Source organism: Hahella chejuensis KCTC 2396, from assembly GCF_000012985.1.
In the GTDB taxonomy this organism is placed as follows: Bacteria; Pseudomonadota; Gammaproteobacteria; order Pseudomonadales; family Oleiphilaceae; genus Hahella; species Hahella chejuensis.
Genome location: NC_007645.1, coordinates 1701820 through 1720350, shown reverse-complemented (window position 1 = coordinate 1720350; position 18531 = coordinate 1701820). Strand labels below are relative to the sequence as shown.

3 protein-coding genes are annotated in these 18531 nt (G+C 55.3%); all 3 read right to left on the bottom strand.

Features of this window, described 5'->3' with window-relative positions:
- Nucleotides 1–35 precede the first annotated feature (35 nt).
- The 3 genes from HCH_RS07640 to HCH_RS07630 all read right to left on the bottom strand — a co-directional run bounded on the left by HCH_RS07640 (nt 36) and on the right by HCH_RS07630 (nt 18505).
- Entirely contained in the window at nt 36–1229 is a 1194-nt protein-coding gene (locus HCH_RS07640; protein ID WP_011395613.1) for a glycosyltransferase, read from the bottom strand.
- Nucleotides 1230–1542: 313 nt separating this feature from the next.
- Entirely contained in the window at nt 1543–2031 is a 489-nt protein-coding gene (locus HCH_RS07635) for a hypothetical protein (RefSeq protein WP_148212516.1), read from the bottom strand.
- Entirely contained in the window at nt 2012–18505 is a 16494-nt protein-coding gene (locus tag HCH_RS07630; protein ID WP_011395612.1) for a LysM peptidoglycan-binding domain-containing protein, read from the bottom strand. Before HCH_RS07630 ends, HCH_RS07635 begins: the two co-directional genes overlap by 20 nt.
- Nucleotides 18506–18531: the final 26 nt, after the last annotated feature.

Sequence of the window (18531 nt, the reverse complement as noted above, 5' to 3'; positions counted from 1 at the left end):
GCTTTTTTGATGCAAATAACGGCGCTTATCGGCGCCTAGCTTTGCGAAAATACTGAGCGTACTTTTTCTCTCTGCCAGTCCTGTGTCATAAAACTATAACGAGCAGCAACTCCTTTTGCGCATTCAGAATAGGACACATCTGCCAGAAGCTGCTTAAAAGACTCCTCACATTCCTCAAGATCAGCATTTTCCACAACCAAGCCCACTCCCAGGTCCTGAAGTTTAAACGCATTTAGCTGCTGTTCCTGGTGATTTGGCGCAAGGAGCTGAGGTTTGCCTTTTAATAAGGTTTGGCACAAAAGCCCATTCCCACCATGATGGACGACAATGTCCGCACCCTCTATCAACGAGACTACATCCAATGGGCTTGAAAAGACTTTCATAGTGTCACTGACATATTCAGAGGCGGCGACTCTTTTATCAGACTTAGGGACGTAAGCGATCACATTACATCCCGAACGCGACAGCATTAGCATCAAAGCTTCGAAGAACATAGAGTCTGGCTTAACGTAAGCCAGAACTTTGGGTTTATCATGCTCAGTCCAGCGGATTTCAGATTCACCAAGCGTCATGGATAAAGGACCAAGATAGTCTCCACCCACCCTTCTCTGGTAAACATCAATTTCTGGCAAGGTTGTTAGCAACGTTCCCTTTACTCTGAAGAGTTCATCCAGAGACTCCAGCGTCGCCATTTTTAAGCGCGATAAGACCCGATTAATGTTGTCTTGCACCGCCATATGAAGATCGATGTCCTCAGGCTTTTCAGCTTCGCCTGTAATTTTGAGTCCATAGCGGTTGGGGTCAGGTTCAGCAAAGCTGCTCCCAACAGCAACAGTATCAATACCCAAGCCATAAGCCGCGACTTGTAGCCCTGGCGCAAATTCACAAACAACTATCTGCGGCTGGTAATTTTGAAGCACTCTCTTCCAACCGCTGACGCAGTCATATAGACAAGCAAGATCCGTAAATCCAAAGTTATATAAAACTGTTGAAAAGCTAGATACATCATGAACAATCGACCTAGCTCTTCGTCTCCATGCAGGAGCCTGAATGAGTTTAATATTCGGGTCACGAATAAGCTTAGATGCCGCAACCTTATCTCTTACTGCAACAACAACCTCACATCCAGACTCCCGCAACGAATTGGCAACGAATAACAAGTTGCTTAAATGCCCTAAACCTTCACCCCATTCCCAGGCTAGTAGGATAGTTTTTTTATTAATAAACATGATCCATGCATCAAATTATTTAACCCCAGAAAAACTCTGAACATTCCAGCTATCGGAATGTTTCTAATAGCCTGGGAATTTGATAGACCCTAACCAGAAGCTATTTCATTACAGTAAAAAGAAGACTTACATGTCGCCACTGAAGTGCTCGCACAGCTGTAGACAAACTTTAACAAACGCTCATATTAACTCGAAAAACATATATACATATAATTTCAACAAATACGGATTTATATCACAAAATGATTTTCACCCCCTTTTTTCAGTCACCCCCCCACGCGAGAGGGGAAGTTTATATTCCCAAAAAAGAAAATTAATACATTTGATCATGAGAGCTATACTCATATCTAAACCAAGCCAACAATAGACTTATCACCAATAAATCCATATCAACATCCCCCTCACAGAAAGCTTTAACTTCTATTGGAGAAAACAGCTTCCACTGCTTACGCTCAGTAACCATCGAAAACCGTTCATTAAGAACATCTATTTTTAGATAATTATTAAAAAACGAATATGTACCAGGCCTGTAATCTCGCTCAATATTTAGCAGCTCACAACCATCAGAGTCAATCACTTTATCAATCAATTTTCCTTTATAACATCTATGTATATTCCACTTCTTCCCAATAGGGTATTCAAGCTCATTCAGACAGTCACTTCTTGCAACAACATCACCACTCCTAACAATATCAATAAAGAAACCATTTAGAGAATACGAATACATAGACAAGTTGACGTCCTCCGATTTACAAAAAACATTTTCGGAAAACATAGAGGATTTAATAATCGCTGTTATCATAGCCGTCACCCTCATCAAGAATATTATAAAAATCTTCCTCATTAGAGGTCTTGTGACTCGCACCTCTCCAATCAATACCAAAGTCCAGTACTGGCGTTTTAAACTTAAAGTTAACTGCAGACCGAACTTGCGAACTAGTCAGGTTGTATCTTGCCCCAGCTGAAACCTCCATTTTTATACCGGCTTCTTTCCATGCTTTAGGTAATGGAAAAAAGAAAGATTCCATTGTTTTTTCAAGAATTATAGAGGTTGAATTATTACCATCCCAATCAGAAGCGTATCTAACCACGTCATCCGTCTTAAACCGCCCTCCTTTTTTTTCAGCCGTATTGACATTTTTAAACTGTGCCCCGTAAAAATCAGTCCCAATCACCACCTTCCCATTAATCACCTCCCTATCACTATCTATAGTAAACCTGATATCATCCTCTCCAGAGAAGATATCTGTAGCAAGCTCATCAATGATGAGGGGTGACGTAGTAGTAAAGTCTTTCCATGCAGATTCCCACTGTTCTACTTGGTATTGGCGTACCTTTGGCGATACAGCAATTCCACCAAGAGATAAGCCTGTATCAATTAGCCCAAACCCAATCTCAGCAGGGAATTTAATAAATGCTGCTGCAAAAGTTATAATGCCACCATCATCCTGTATTGCTGCTTGGTCAAGGTTGTCTAACACCCTTTGCTTCCCTAACTCCCATGCACCTAAGAAATAATCATATTTCGTCCCTAATTCCCACTCACCGAAGAAATAATCATATTGCGTCCCTAACGATTCCAGCATACTAGGTTCCGTGGCACCTAGCGTCCTAGGCGCGCCATAAGAATTTGTATTAATCTTTTCCTTATTTACATCTCCCCCTGTATTCGTTGGGTATTCAGGGAGGTCTTCCACCAATAATAAAGGAGAGTCAGGCAAGCCTATTGATATAGTACCATCCTCATATAAAAAGCCTGGCCGACCGTCTTCATATATAATTTTTTTAGGGTAGGTTGTTTCAGATTTTACTTCCAAAGCATTGCTACTCTGGCTCTTGGCTGCTTCAGCCTTTACTTCCAAAGTATTGCCACTCTGGTTCTTTGCTGCTTCAGCTTTTTCTTCCAATGCATTGCCACCCTGGCTCTTTGCTGCTTCAGCTTTTACTTCCAAAGCGTTGCTGCGCTGGCTCCTTCCTGCTAATCCATCAACTGCCAATCTACCTAAAGTACTCCCAACAACCCCCGCTATCATCCCCACATAGTCAGGACGATAGTCTTCACTGTCATAAACAGCAGTCTTCACTGCTTCAGACACGACTCCCGACGTTATTCCGCTTATCGCTGAATAGGATAGAGGCGTGCTCAGGGGGCTCGGCATCCAGCTTTGCGCTTCCAGTCCGCTGTGAAGAATACTGCCTGTCTTACCGAGTCCGGTTCCCCCCATAATGGCGCTCGTCGCCAGACTTGCAGCGACATCTCGCCATCTGAAGTGAGTCTCTTGATTGACGAGTTTACCTGCGGCGTAGTTTGCGCCTACCGCCGTCAAAGCTTTGCCGGCGGTTGCCGACCAAGATATATCTTTCCCCCACCCCATGTACTGGCTGACCCCAGCCGTGGCGGCGGCAGTAAGCCCTCCGCGTAGCGCAGACCGAAGTGAAAAGTGGTCCTGAAGGTCCAGCTCTTTTGCCGCAAGTTGAGAAACAGCGCTGCCGGCAAGGCCGCCGACAAATGCCCCCGCCGCTGTTGCAAAGGCGCTTGCTCCCGCTGTTAGCGTGGTTATAGTGGCGCCACCTGCGCCTATGCTGGTAACGGTAGTCATGCCTGCAGAGAACAGCGCATCACCAACAACGCCCGCCATTGCCGGAGCCACTATAGCGGTTACGGCGATTGCGATAATCATCACAAATATCGCGGCGCCGGCACATTTGCCCTTCTTGGGCGGAGGAGGCGGTTCAGGCAGTGTCGGCGTCGTATCGCCCAACGCCAGACCAGGATCGTAAGGCCTGAACGTTGACGCATTATTGTGGATGTTCGTTACCACGTTCGGGACGACCAGATTCAAGTCTGCTTTTAGATCCTGATCTCCTGACAACCCGTTCGCATCAGCAATCAGATACCAAAGACTGGCGTCGCCCCAGAGTCTTGAAGCAATCGTCGCCAAAGTGTCGCCACTGTTTACGCGATAATATGTCGGCGCCTTACCCGGATAGTTCGAGTTTATAGGCTGAAAGTTTTGATCGAAGTCCGCAGAGGTAACAGGAACTATTCGCTTCAGATTTGAGTACCCTACCTTACGCTTAACATCCCGATTGAAGGTAAAGTGTCCCTCTTTTCCAACCGGGATCGTCACCTGCTCCTGGCCAACAACGTGTTCTGTATCCGGCATGTTAGCCAAATGCTGAACATAGTCAGTGCGAGATGGAACATCATCACTCCCCATATCGCCTCGAACAATACCGTTCAGATAGAAGAATTTGCGTCGGACCGGCGCCTTACCTCCTTTTTCCTCCCAGTCCACTTCATCCCGGAAAAGTATTTGCCCATTATGATTATTGACGTAACTCAGGCTACGGTCCGCTGCATGGTCGTATACAAACAGATTATGGCCGTTGGCGTCGTATGCGTAATACGAAGTTCCTGGTTTCCAGTTATCTACGCCACTCTTTGTAGCCGTGATGGTAACTTTACTTTCCTTATAAGTATCCCAGCGGTCTTGAGAATCATAGAAATAGTCAGTAACACTATTCGCATCATCGCCACTTCCTTTAAACTCCGTTTGACGCAGAGTCTGACCGTCATTTAGATAGTGATATTTAATACTTCTATCGACAGCGCGGCTATCAGCGACAGTAATCTTACTTTCTAATAGACGGTTATCAGCATTATAATCATAGGATTCTTCACTGACCTTGAACGTCTGAACGTTTCCATTATATTTTTCGTACTTATACTCGGTTTTCTTTTTCGTTCTTCCTAACGGATCAATGTTCTCTCTCCGTGAGATTAAAACATACCCAGCATCAAAGTTTGCGCCAGTAGCATCTTTAAATTTTTCGTCATATAACCAGATGGTTTCCAGGTTGCCTCTTTCGTCATAGCCGTATTTCTGCCGAACCTCTTGTGGAGAACCGCTATTTTCGGATAGTTGCGCGCTATCGCTACTGAGGCGACGCCCCATAGCGTCATACTTGATAGAATATCCCGTATTCCCTGCGCCAATCCTCCGCACTCCATTAGCAGCTTGATTTAGCGCACCCATGGTTACCAGGAAGCGATTCTCTTTATCGTAGAGATAATAGAAATCCTGCGTTAGCTTATTTTCTCCATATTTATCGCTTGAAATAGCCGCATTGTCATACTCAGCTTTCACCCTACGACGATTGCCCACCGCGTCATAAAAGTAATTGAGCTTGTAGTCATAATCATCAATTTCATAGACACGATTTAGCGCATCATATTTAGCCGTCACATTTTGATAAGGAAGCGTGTCGTTCTCGAGCCCACCCGCCAAGTCAGAAAATGGCTTACTACGATAGGTTTCGCCAACAACATTTCCATTGGCGTCATACCGAAATTCAGTAAAGCTTTTAGCTCCCTCATCAAGTACTTGATGCAAACTTCCATTCGCATAGTACTTATACTCAATCTTTTGTGACTTACGCTGCCTCACCCTATCGGCAATTCCTGTGTCTGCAGGAATGATGCTATCAGAGTAGTTAAATGCTGTATTGCTGGTTTGCTTTGTTAACCAGCCAGCTTGGTTATACTCATAATAGAATTCATGCCCCCCCAGGTCCTTGTGGTAGCGAATTTTTCCAAAATAATCGACGTCATCGGTTAAAAGGTGATTCGTTCTATAGTTAGCGTTGGTTTCTGTATTAAGACCATTTTCCGTCGTTTTTCTGAAACCGCCAATGCCGCCGATTTCAGCGTCATAGGAATATTTATAATAGGTTTCTCTTCTTTCCCATTTGGCGCTGTTATTGGAGATATCGCCATCGTCGAAGCTGATATGCTTAGTGATACGCCCTTCACCATCATAAAAATACTTCTGTTGAAAGTTCGCCGCATTAGTATGAGTGATCCTATTGCCAGCTTCGTCATAACTATAACGCTCACTGGAATATGACGAGCCCTGGAGATAGTTGCTGAGAGAGCTAAATTGACGAACTTCCTGCAAACGGTTCGCTTTGTCATAAATGAAAGAATGATAGCGACCCAACTCATCGATCATTAAACGCTTATTGCCTAACTGATCGTACTTATAAGTCTTCTTCGCTCCCATCGCATCTACTTCAGACGCGACTTGTCCTGCAGCGTACTCCTGACCACGATAAAATGCTGTATCGCCTTTCCATTCATTGGAATACCCCGATTTCTGTTGATGCAAATAGCTGTTCGCATCTTGACTTGCGACGAGGTTATTCTGACCGTCGTAATAGTATTTAGTTACAGGATGGGCGTTTAGCGACTTCAATGAACTATTAGAATCGCTTGCGGACTCAGGCCCATGATCCTGATATACAGCCACTTTCGGATCAACTTTATAAGTAAGTCTGCCTTGAGCGTCATAGGCCATGTGAGTGGCGTTACCGTTACCATCCACCTCTTTTACAATCTCGCCAAACGCGTTGTATCTCTGACTGCGGTGAATCTGATAACTTGACTGCTCACCTAACAACCAACTAACGCGGTAATTTTGAATTACATTTCTTTGCTCAGGACTCTCTAGCTTCCAGGAGCCGCCTATATTTTCTGACGATGTTGTCTGGGCTGACTCTGTGTGTGTTTTCTTAGATACTACGTAATTATGAATAAACTCATACTTATAGCCATCTACATTACCAGATCCCATTCCTACATAAACGCTGGCTGAAGCTCTATTTTGAACTCCCCCTTGTGCGTTACGTGTTTCATAATCTAACTGATATGCCCCTTCAGAAAGCGTAAAGTAAAATCTATCTTTATATTTTATAGCCCGCCCGCCTAACTCTGCGGATTCAACAAAACTAGTACTTGTAGCTGAACCAGTTTTTCTCCCTTCCTGAAGAGAATAGTTATATACGCCATCAAAAACTTTAATATTACTTATGCTTGGAACATAAATACTAAAACCTACTGTCTGACCAGGAAAGTCATTACGACCAAACCTTTCGACCCGCCCTACATGGGTAAAAACAATACTTTGCTGCCCCGGATTAACTATCTTTTCATCAACCTTCTCAGAACTGGAAAACTTTATTTTTAGCGGAACCCCAAGCCGTTTCAGCTCAGGAGGAATTTCAACTGTATATGAGTTACTCCATCTTGCGGTAGTTGGCCAACCGTATTTTTCATCCGCATATACAACATCTTCTTTCCCGTTGATTGTGACTGTTGTTTTACTTGGAAGCCCATGATCTTTTGGAGCAGAAAGCGAGCCCACAATTGAATCCAGAGTATTTGGCTCACCGATAATCAACATACCAAATTCAGTAGGTTTAGATACCCTCGTCGTTCGTCGTCCTTGATTTAACGAAAAACTATAACTACCTTCAAATAACTTTAAACCACCGAGCGATGGAACATAAATCTTAAAGGAGACAGTCTGATCATGAATCCCCCCTTTCCCGACACTCCCATTATGTTGAAACTCAACATAGTCAGAAATATTGGTCGACACCCCTGTGTTAACCAGCTTAGATCCATAATAAAAATCGACTTTTAATGGAAGCCCTAATTCTCTAAGTTGCTGTGGAATTTTTACTTTATATAAATTTTTCCATATTGCCGCAGTAGCTTGACCATATGTTCCTATAGCATGCGTTACATCTATTGCTCCTTCTATTTCCACCACATCCCTGCCAATAGCCTTGACCTCTCCTTTTTTTCCGCCTACCTTCACATACTCATCAACAACACTTCTTTCAAGCCTGACTCTCTTAGTGTCATGAGTGGTTTTCATAGGGGCAGTCACTGTCACAGTTCCGCCACGCTCATAACTGATCAATACGTGATAGCTGTTTTCCTTCTCCTCGATTTTGAGGCTTGAAAGCGCCTCCGCGTCCAACTCAAGATCAGGTTTGAAGGTAAACTCCTGCGTCTGCACGTCACGATAGATATAGTAATTATGGGCGGTCCCTACTGGCTCAGCAGCTCGCCAGATTCGGACAGTTGTTTTGATATACCTATTTTCGTTTGCTGGATCTTTTTCCACTCTCTCCGCTTGCCAGGCGGAGTCGTAGCTATTGGTGGCGTTACTTAATGCAACGTCACTTAAGCCTTTACCTACTTTTGTTAACTCATACTGCAACGCCAGCGCAGATTCGACCTGAGTTAAATCAAAGCCATCGAATCCAATAGGAGAGGTAGAAGAACTTGTGCCTGGAGCACTGGAATAATACCCAACATTCTTTTCGTTATACTCTACCGTCGTTTCCTCTTTGACATCCTCCCAAGCTGTAAGCCCAGGCTGAGGCGCCTGCGTTCCCAGCAGTCGTTGCCTGTACTCCTCAAAGTCGACGGTTGAACTCCAATTCTTATCAACCTCCTCTTCCGTCAAAGAAGCGCTCAACTGGCTATAATCATGAGGCGCCTCAAAGGTGTCCGTATGGCGGTTGCGTTCGTCATACACGCTGACTTTCATCTGCGTCTGCAGTACGCCCAGCGCCTTCACCTGCTCCGGCGACGTCAGCGTCGCCAGGTCGATCGGATTGCCTGACGCGTCCTTCAGGTCGTCCACCAGAATGAATTCCGCCGAGGCGTTGCCGTTCTTGTCGTACAGGTAAAGCTGCGGCGCGCCGGTTTCCTTGTTGGTGCTGAACAGACGGCCCAGGCGGTCGTACTTGAACTGCTCCTGGTATTGCCCGTTCATCCCTTTCGCCGTGATGTCGCCGTAGCCGTTATAACGCGTCTCGTGGCTCAGGCCGGTGGTGTCCACGCGCTTGATTTCACGGCCGGCGCCGTCATACCAGTAACGGTTCCAATAGCTCTGGCTACCACCTTCCGCCTGCCGCTGGCTCCAGCTTTTCTCCGCCACCGCGCCGAACGCGTCCGTCGCGTAATCCGTCCGCGCGCCGCTGGCGTCAATGTCCGCCACCGCAAAGCCCAGCGCGTTCACCAGCGTGCGGCTGGTCTGGTTGGCGCCCGCCTCCAGCGCCACTCGCGTCTGCGTCACCTGACGTCCTAACGCGTCATAACCATAGGTCACGGTCGCGCGCGCCATGCGGCCTTTGTAGTCCGTAAAGCTCTGTCCTTTCTCCGTCGTCTTGCGGCCCAGGGCGTCGTAGGTCGTCTCCAGCGTGCGCAGCGTCTCCGCGCCTTCTCCCGGCGCAATCGTGCGTTGCAGGCGGTTCAGGTTGTCGTAGTCGTAGCGGGTGCTGCGACTGCTCGCCGTGGTCTTCTTTGGCGCCCCGTTCACGAACTGGTAGTCCTCCACCCCGTGCACGGTTTCCGTGATGCGGCGTCCCAGGCGGTCATAGTCGTATGTCTGTCTGCGGTCGCCCCGCACCAGTTTCTGCGCCACTTCCGCGTCGCTCAGGTCCGTCAGGTCGCGCCCGGCCAGCTTCGCCGCGTCGCTCTCCGCCGCCGCCCGCTGCGCCGCCACGTTCGCCAGCAGCTCCGCCAGGGTCGCCGTTTCTGCGGGTTTTTTCGCCTCATAGGCGTACTGGACCTGCTCCCGGATCTGGCCTAATGCGTCCGTCGTCCATTGCGTCAGGGCGTGACGGCGCGTCACCGTCACCGCTCCCCCTTCGCGCTGGTAATCCGTGACGCCCGCCGCCAGCGTCGCCTGCAGGTCGCCCTGCGCCGTATAGAAGTGACGCGTCACGCCGCCGCGACCGTCCCGCTCCGCGATCACGTCGCCGTTGCGGTTGTAGAGCGTTTGCGTCACCACCTCCTCCTGGCTGTACGCGGAGCTGTAGAAGCCCTTGCTCACTGCGCTTTCGCCCTGGGTCAGCGCCGCCAGTTGCTGATTGCTCAGCGCCAGATCAAAGTGGGTCTCGCCCCGGGTGCGTGTCTCCACCTGGCGGTTGTTCAGGTCGAATGTGTAACGCAGTTCCCGGTAATCGTCCGTATCTTTGCCCAGCAACGCCGCCAGCGCGGCATTGCCGGGATTGCTCAAGGCCTCGCCGTAACGTCGCTCCAGGATGCGGTTGCCGCTGGGGTCGTAGTCGTAGGCGGTCACGCCGCCGGCCGCGTCCACCGCCGCCTTCACCCGACTCAGGTTATCGTATTCGAACAGTTGCTTGCGCTGCGCGCCCACCGCCGTGGTGGGCCGGTTGGCGCCGTCCACCTGAAACGCCTGCACGGTCTCTTTCAGTTGGTTGCCCAAGGCGTCGTATTCGCGCTGGGTCACCTGCCGCACCCGGTTATAGCGTCGGATCTCGCCCGCGTCGTTGGCGAAGCCGATGTCGATGAGGTCCGACCACACCTGAACTTCCCGGTTCAGTTTGTCGTAAACGTATTCCGTCGCGCGCGTCTGCCCGCTGATGGTTTTGTAGGAGCCGTCCGCATCGCGATAGCCGCCTTCCACCACGCGAATGCGGTTGCCCAGTGCGTCGTAACTGTTGCGGTCGCTCAGACGCCGCTCTCCCGTCAGGCTCGCATCGGCGTTGAAGGTCACCCGCACGCTGGGTTTGATGGTCTCCAGCAGGCGTCCCTGCGCGTCGTAACGGTAGGCGTAAACATGGCCGCCACGGTCGGTCCAGCTGATCCGGTTGCCCTGCGCGTCATAGCTGTAGCTTTCACTGACCTGTTGCGCAGACGTCGCTTGCGCCGTCTGCGTCTTCAGTCGGCCCAGGCTGTCGAAGTCGCTGCGGGTGAACTGGTCATGCGCCGCGTCCACCGTCAGCATCGCCCGCGCCTGCGCCTCGGTTTTGCCCGCCAGGGACGCCGCGTTGATCCGGTTGGCCCAGCTGCGCTGGGCGATCACCTGTCCCGCCGCGTTGTAGGTGAAGTCCTTCGCCGCGCCGCCGGCGCTGACCTGCAGCGTCTGGCGGTTGAGGGCGTCATAGAAGAAGTAGCCGGTGGCGCCGTTCGGGTCGGTCACCGAGGTGATGTTGCCGAACGCGTCGTATTGCGTGTGCGTCGTATAGCCTTCGCCGTTGGTTTCCGAGGTTTTCAGGCCCCGCGCGTCGAACGTCTGCGATTTGCTGTAAATCTGCAGCAGCAACGCCCGGTGCTCGCCCTCCGGCAGGTGCTCCCGGCTCAGGAAGCTCAGCAATAACGCATTGTCCTTTAGCCACTGCGCCTGCTGAGACTGCCACAGTCCCGCAGGGTTGGCCTGATAGTTTTCCGCCAGCAGGCGCAACCGCGCCCGCTCCCCTTTGGCCCAGTCGCTTTGACTGTCGAGAATCTCGTAGGCGCGCGGATCGATCACCCGCTCCACCTGGCCGAAGGCGTCGTAAACATAGCCCGTGCTGCTGGCGTTCGCCGTGCCGAACGCTTTGGTTTCTTTCACCACCCGGTTCAGGTCGTCGAATTCGTAACGCGTGGTGCGCTCCAGAGCGGAGCCTTCCGCTTCGATCAAGGCCGTGACGTTGCCGTAGCGGTCGTATTCCTTGCGCGTCAGTGTGGAGACGCCATTCAGCTCCGGCGTGCGGATGCGCTCCTGACGGTTGAGCGCGTCGTATTCGTAGCGGGTATGCCGGTCTCCGCTGACCGGATCGTTATTGGCCGGGACGTTCGCCGTGGCGTAATCCGCCGCCGTGCGTTCATGGATCGATACTTCGGTGACGTACTGGCTTTCCTGGATCAGGTTGTCGAAGCCGTCGTACTGGTAGCGCGTCACCGCGCCTTTGCGCGCGCTGGCGCTGATGTCCGCATCGTCGATAGCGTCTTTCGGCGTCAGCTTGGCGATCAGGCGGTTGTCCGCATCGTAGGCGAAGCTGGTGACGTTGCCCCGCGCGTCGGTCACCGCCGTGCGGTTGCCGTGGGCGTCGTAGGCGTAGCTTTCAGTAATCCAGGTCTCCGCGCCGCCGGTCATCAGCCGCTGCGACTGGCTGATCTTGCGGCCGGCGTCGTCATAGGCGTAGCGGGTGATGCGGGTCTCGGCGTCCGGGTGCAGCCCCGTCAGGGCGCTCAGGGTCGCCGCCTGGGTCCAGGGGGCGGCGTAACGGCGTTCTTCCGTCACCTGCCCCTGTCCGTTGTACAGGGTTTCCGAGACGTAATTCTCGCCGTCCAGGCTGTAGCGCAGACGTCCCAGGGCGTCGTAAACCAGACGGCTGTGCTGGTTCGCCGCCACGCTGCGATGGGCGTCCGCCGCCTGCGTCACTTGCGTCAGGGTCGCGGCGGTTCCGAGATTCAGGCTGGCGGCGTAGCGCACGCGGTGGGTCAGACGACCGGCGTGGTCATATTCCTGTGCGGTGAGGCGTCCGCCAGCGTCTATCCGGTAGATTTCCAGGCCGCGGGCGTCGTAGAAGACCTGCTCCACCCGGTCCCCGGCTGAAGCGTGGCCTTGCACATAAGTTTCCAGCGCCGCCGCCGTCAGCGGCTGGCTCAGGTCATAGGCCGCGACGTAACTCAGCGTGCGCGTCACCTGACCGTTGTGATCGTATTCCAGTTCGGTGATATGGCCCTGGTGGTCCAGCTTGAAGCGCGCCTGACCCAGGCTGTCGTACACCATGTAGGCATGTTGCGCCCGGGTCTCGCCCGCGACGAACTGCGCCAGCGCCGCCTCACTGTAATCGGCGCCGCTGTAGGCGGTCTCATAGCGCAGCGTCTGCGTCGCTCTGCCCGCCGCATCGTAACGGGTCTCCGTCACCTGCCCCAGGGCGTTCAGGCTGAAGCGCGCCAGACCGCGCGCGTCGTAGATCGTGCGGCTGACGTTCACGCGTCCCGCCGGGGCGTCCAGTCGCGTTCCGATCACCACGTCTTTCAGCAGGGAGCCGCCTTTGTAGAAGGAGCTGTCGATGGCGTACGCCTTGCCGGGCTCCACCGTTCTGGTGGAGGTGTGCACCAAAGTGAAAGTCGCGTCGCTTTCCCGCTTGATGTAGTAGTTGACCTTGCCGTCTTTCAGCTCGATGCGGTAACGGGTGTCCCCAGGCAACACGCCCAGCTCTTTCACCTTGGCCGAATCTTCATAGCAGCGCACCACGCCGCCCTGCTTGCGGTAAAACGCGAAGTTCAGATCCTCGTAGGAAGTCCCCGCATCCTTCTCGCTGAAACCACAGAACACCGCATTGACGCCTTCCGAGGGCAAGCTGAACTCCACATAGCCTTCACCGCGGATGGTCTGCCGCGATCTCACGCTGCCGGTAAACTCTCTCGCTTCCGGTACGTCCAGCTGCTCAATGCGCGACGAACCGCCCACCAGCGCGCCGGTGCGCTTCGACCACTCCGCCGCCTGCGGCAGCCATTGCTCCACGCCCGCTTCGGTGTAGGTCGCATCCGCCGGCAGCGCTCCATCGTATTGGTAGGTGGCGATCACCCGTCCCGCCGCGTCGTATTCCCGCTCCGTCACATGGCCCAGAGCGTCGATTTCAAACCGCGCCTGTCCCTTGGCGTTATACACCAGACGCGCGCTGCGCGGCTGACTTTGCGCGCTGACGAACTGGGTCAGCGCCGCTTCGCTGTAATCCGAACCGGCGTAAACGCGGTCATAGCTGAGTTTTTCCGCCACCTGTCCCAGGGCGTCGTAACGGCTCTCGGTGACGTAACCCAGGGCGTCGATGATGAAGCGCGCCTGGCCTTTGGCGTCGTAGGCCACGCGAGATCGAGCGTGAACGGTTTTGCCGCTGACAAAGGACTGCAAAGCGCTTTCGGTAGCGCTGGTCCCCGTATAAACGCCATCGTAACTGCGCGTTTCGATCACTTGTCCCAACGCGTCGTAGCGGGTCTCGGTTACTTGTCCCAACGCGTCGACCTCAAAACGCACCTGGTTTTTGGCGTCATAGACCAAACGAGTGCGGGAGGCGGGGGGCTCACCGTTTGCGAACGTCTGCAGGGCGCTTTCGGTGAATACGCCGCCGGTATAAGCATGGCTGTAGCTGCGTTTTTCGGTCACCCGGCCCAGGGCGTCGTAACGGTTCTCCGTCACCTGACCCAGGGCGTCGAGGATGAAGCGCGTCTGGCCTTTGGCGTCGTAGACCAACCGGGAATGGGAAGCCGGGGTTTTGCCGTTCGTGAACGTCTGCAAGGCGCTTTCAGTAAATGCCGCGCCGGTGTATGTAGAACTGTAACTGAGTTTTTCGGTTATTCGACCCAACGCATCGTAGCGGTTCTCCGTCACTTGACCCAGAGCGTCCAGAGTGAAGCGCGCCTGGCCTTTAGCGTCGTAGACCAATCGGGAATGGGAAGCCGGGGTTTTGCCGTTCGTGAACGTCTGCAAGGCGCTTTCACTAAAGTCCGCACCGGTGTAGATCGCATTAAAGCGTTGTTTCTCCGTTACCCGCCCTTGGGCGTCGTAGCGGTTCTCGGTGACATACCCCAAAGCGTCGAGGGTGAAGCGCGCCTGGCCTCTGGCGTCATAGATCACACGAGATTTAGTAAGAATGGTTTTACCATTGACAAAGGATTGCAGATCGCTTTCGGTAGTGCTCGCAGCGGTATAAACGCCTTTGTAAGTTAGCGTTTCAATTACCCGCCCCAGGCTGTCGTAACGGGTCTCCGTTACCTGGCCCAGGGCGTCGAGGGTGAAGCGCGCCTGGCCTTTGACGTCGTAGACCAACCGGGAATGGGCAGCTGGCGTTTTGCCGCTGATAAAGCTCTGCAGGGCGCTTTCGGTAAAAGCGGCGCCCGTGTAGGCGGAGCTGTAACTGGGTTTTTCGGTTATACGGCCCAGCGCGTCGTACCGGTTCTCGGTGACGTAGCCCAAACCGTCAATCGTGAAGCGCGTCTGGCCTTTCGCGTCGTAGACCCGTTGGGAGTGGGAAGCCGGGGGTTCGCCGTTGACGAAGGTCTCCAGGTCGCTCTCGCCCCATGCGTCGCCCTGGTAAGCGCTATCGTAGCGAAGGGTGGCCACGACCCGGCCCGCCGCGTCATAGCGGTTCTCGGTGACATAGCCCTGTTCGTCCAGACTGAAACGCGCACGACCCTGGGCGTCGTACACGACTTTCTTGCTCTGCGTGGCGTAGTTCGCGCGCGCGAATTTCACCGCATCGGCCACCACATAGCCATCTCCGCCGCCCAGCAGCTCCACCCGGCCTTCTGCGCCGAAATCAAAGTCGCCCAGCAACACCCACTGACCACCCTGCGTCCGCTGGTTCACTTTCACGTCCGTCACGCTCGCCTTGCCTGCGGCGTCCACATGATGAACCCGATAGGTCGCATTGCTCGCCCGATTGGCGTGCGCGGTCCAGGTCGCGTACACGCCATGGCGTCCCGCCTGCGTCAGCGCCGAGCGCCACTCGACCGCAGCAGACGCCCCTTTGGCCGTCAGGTACTGTCGGCCTTCATAGCCCGCTGTGCTGGTTGACTCGCTCCAGCCCGCCGGCGCCGGCAGGGTTTCGCTGTCCAAGACGACGTCTCCCACGCCCCCCGCCGCGCCGCTGTCCGCCTGCCGCTGCAGTTGCGCCAGCTGCGCCGGCGTCAACGCCTGCGCGTCCAGGTAACGCACCGTCTCCACCACGCGCCCCTGGGCGTCGTAGCGGTTCTCCGTGACGTAGCCTTGCGCGTCCACCTCAAAGCGCGCCTGTCCCTTGGCGTCATAGACGTAGCGGGTGGAGACGCCCGCGCTGTGGTAGTCCGCATCGCCGCTGAGCGCCACCGCCTCAATGGCCGCGCCGGCGCCGTACAGGTTGGTTTGCGCCGTGTAATTCGCGTTCGCATCCACCACGCCCGTCAGGGTCTGTATCAATGTGAAGCCGTGCTGGCCAGGACGCTGAAGCAGGATGCGCGCGTCCGCGCCCCGCATTTCGATGCGCAGGCGGTCGCCGACCTGAATCGGCGTCGCCGAGGTTGGCTCCGTGCGCACGCCGTTCACCTGGATCATCAGGCTGTGGCCCTGCGAACCCGCCCCGTCCGGGTCGCGGATGAAAACGCCCAGGTCCACTTCATTCAGGTAAGCGTTCCCGCTCAGGACGGTCTCCGGGGTCTTGTTGAAACCCACCGCGCCCAGGGACGCCCCGGTCGGCAGCGCCGCCACGGTGAACTCCAGCGCGCCGCGGCCTTGTCGCAGCGTTTCGTTCGCCACCGCCCGGCCTCCGCTGAGTCCGGTGGCGGCGGTCTTGATAATCCGTCCCGCGTCGATCTGCACGACGCCGTCGCCGCGCCAGCTCGGCGCATGCGCCGCCAGCGACGCCAGATTCGCCGCGTTCAGGTCCGCCGCCTTGTCGTAGCGGGTCTTCTTCGCAACGCGCCCTTGTCCGTCGTACTCGTAGCCGGTCACATAGCCCTGGGCGTCGATTTCGAAACGCACCTGGCCCGCCGCGTCATAGAAGCGTCGCGTCGTGATCGCGCTCTGGCCCGCGGCGAACGTTTCCAGCGCCGTCAGGTTCACGTCGGCGCCGCCATAGGCGGCCTCGTAGCGACGCGTTTGCGTCACCCGGCCCAGGGCGTCATAGCGGTTCTCCGTGACGTAGCCCAGGGCGTCGATTTCAAAACGCACCCGGTCCTGGCCGTCATAGATGTAGCGGGTCTGCGCGCCCTGCGCGTCCACGCTGCGGATCACCCGGCCCTGGGCGTCGTAGTACTGTTGCGCCTTGCCCAGCTGGGCGCCGCCGGCGTCGCGCTCCACCACGTCGATCAGCGCGCCGGCGCTGTTGTACGTCTTCACGCTTTGCAGACCCGCCGCGTCGCGGCTCAGGATGGTCGCGCCCTGGTATTCGGTCTGCGTGGTCACCGCGCCCAGCGCGTCCTTCACCGACAGCAGCCGGCCCAGGCCGTCGTAGACGTACAGCGTTTCTCCCGTGCGATGCCCCAGGCTCTCCGGGGCCGCGCTCGCGTTCTCCGTCGGCGCCGCCTGCTCGGGGTTGACCTGTTTCAGCAGGCGTCCTTCCGCGTCGTAGATAAAGTGCGTCGTCGCCGCGCCGATTCCCGCGCCCGTGGCGTCAGTCTTGCTGTAGCGGGTCTGACGGCTCAGCTGGCCGCGGAAGTCGTAGGCGTATTCCGTCAGGCTGGTTCCCTGCGCCCGGGCGCCGGGCGCCCACGTATTAAGAGGTCCTTCGCTCAGCGCTTGATTGGAACTCAGGCCGCTCAGGTCGTAGCGCGCCAAGTACCCCTGGGTCGCCGTCAGCTGGCCCAGGTGGTTGTAGCGGAATTCGGTGACCCCGCCCTCGGCGTCCACGCGGTAACGCAAACGGTGCGCGCTGTCGTAAACGTAGCGCTGGGTGGCGCCGTCCGTGGTCTCCGTCAGGGTCTGGTTGTGGGCGTTATAGGTGTAGTCGGTGGCGCCCCCCAAACGGTCGGTATGGGTCAGCAGATTGCCCATGGCGTCGTAGCGGTAGGTCTCGCTGTGGCCGTCGGCGTCCGTGCTTTGGATGAGATTGTCGTCGGCGTCGTAGGCGTAGCGGCGCACGCTCTGGGTTCCGTCCTGCTGCGGCAGGCGCATTTCCACCAGGCGCGTGCGTTCGTCGTAGCGCAGCACCGTCTGCAGGCCGCTCAGCGTCGCGGGGTCCAACACCCGCGTCACCGTCGCGGTGCGCTGCGCCAGATCGTAGGCGTAAGTGGTGACAATAGCGTCCGCGCCGTCGCCCTGGGTCACCCGGGTCACCCGGTATTCGCCGCCGATGTCCTGGTACTGGAAGCTCACCGACACGCCGTCGCTGGCCTGCATCTTCGCCACCCGTTTGCTGTCGCCGTCGTAGCTGTAGCGCGTCACGAAGGTGCGGCCGTCGCCGATGCTGTTGTCCGCCGGGGTCAGGTCCACCGTCACCGTCGTCAGACGGCCCTGGGCGTCATAGCCGTAATATGTCTGGTTGCGTTGCGCGCCGTCCGCGCCCACCGTCTTCACCAGCACCGCCCGGCCGGCGCCGTCGTACTGAATCTCCAGTTTCTCCCCCGACGCCGTCGTCAGGGTCGTTGCGGCCGCGCTGCGGCTGATGGTCACTCGTCCCGGTTCGTCGCGATGGGCCAGCGCGCTCAGTTTGCCCTGCCAGCTGTACACTTCCTGCGCGCCGCTCTCGCCTTCCGTCCACAGGAACGCGTCAGAACCGGTGCCGCCGCGGAACTCCAGGGTGTCGTGGGCCCCTTCGCCGACGCTGGAGACATACAGCCCGCGGCTCTCGTCATAATGATAGTCCGTGCGGCTGCCGTCGCCGGCGATCCGCGTGATCAGACTGCCGGCTTTGTTCAGATTGCCGCCGTTGAATTCCAGACGCTGGTTGAAGCTGAAGTAGAAGTTGTCGCCGTTGTCGTCGGTGAAGCGGCCCTGGCTGTTGTAGGTGCGGATCAGGCTGGCGTCGCGCCCCGCGCCTAACAGCAGTTCATCGCGGCGCTGCAGCACCAGGTTGCCCGTGACGGCGTTGACGTAGACCCGCTCGCCGCTCTGACCGACGCCCGCTTGCGATAACCCCGCGCCCGCGCCTGACAAGGACGCGCCAAACAATCCCAGACCTTCCCCTGAAACGACCGCAACCATTCGATGACTCCTGAAATACTTCGACT

Excerpts from the sequence above, each read along its gene's own strand:
- HCH_RS07635 (WP_148212516.1), bottom strand. The coding sequence starts at position 2,031 with ATGATAACAGCGATTATTAAATCCTCTATGTTTTCCGAAAATGTTTTT.
- HCH_RS07640 (WP_011395613.1), bottom strand. The coding sequence starts at position 1,229 with ATGTTTATTAATAAAAAAACTATCCTACTAGCCTGGGAATGGGGTGAA.
- HCH_RS07630 (WP_011395612.1), bottom strand. The coding sequence starts at position 18,505 with ATGGTTGCGGTCGTTTCAGGGGAAGGTCTGGGATTGTTTGGCGCGTCC.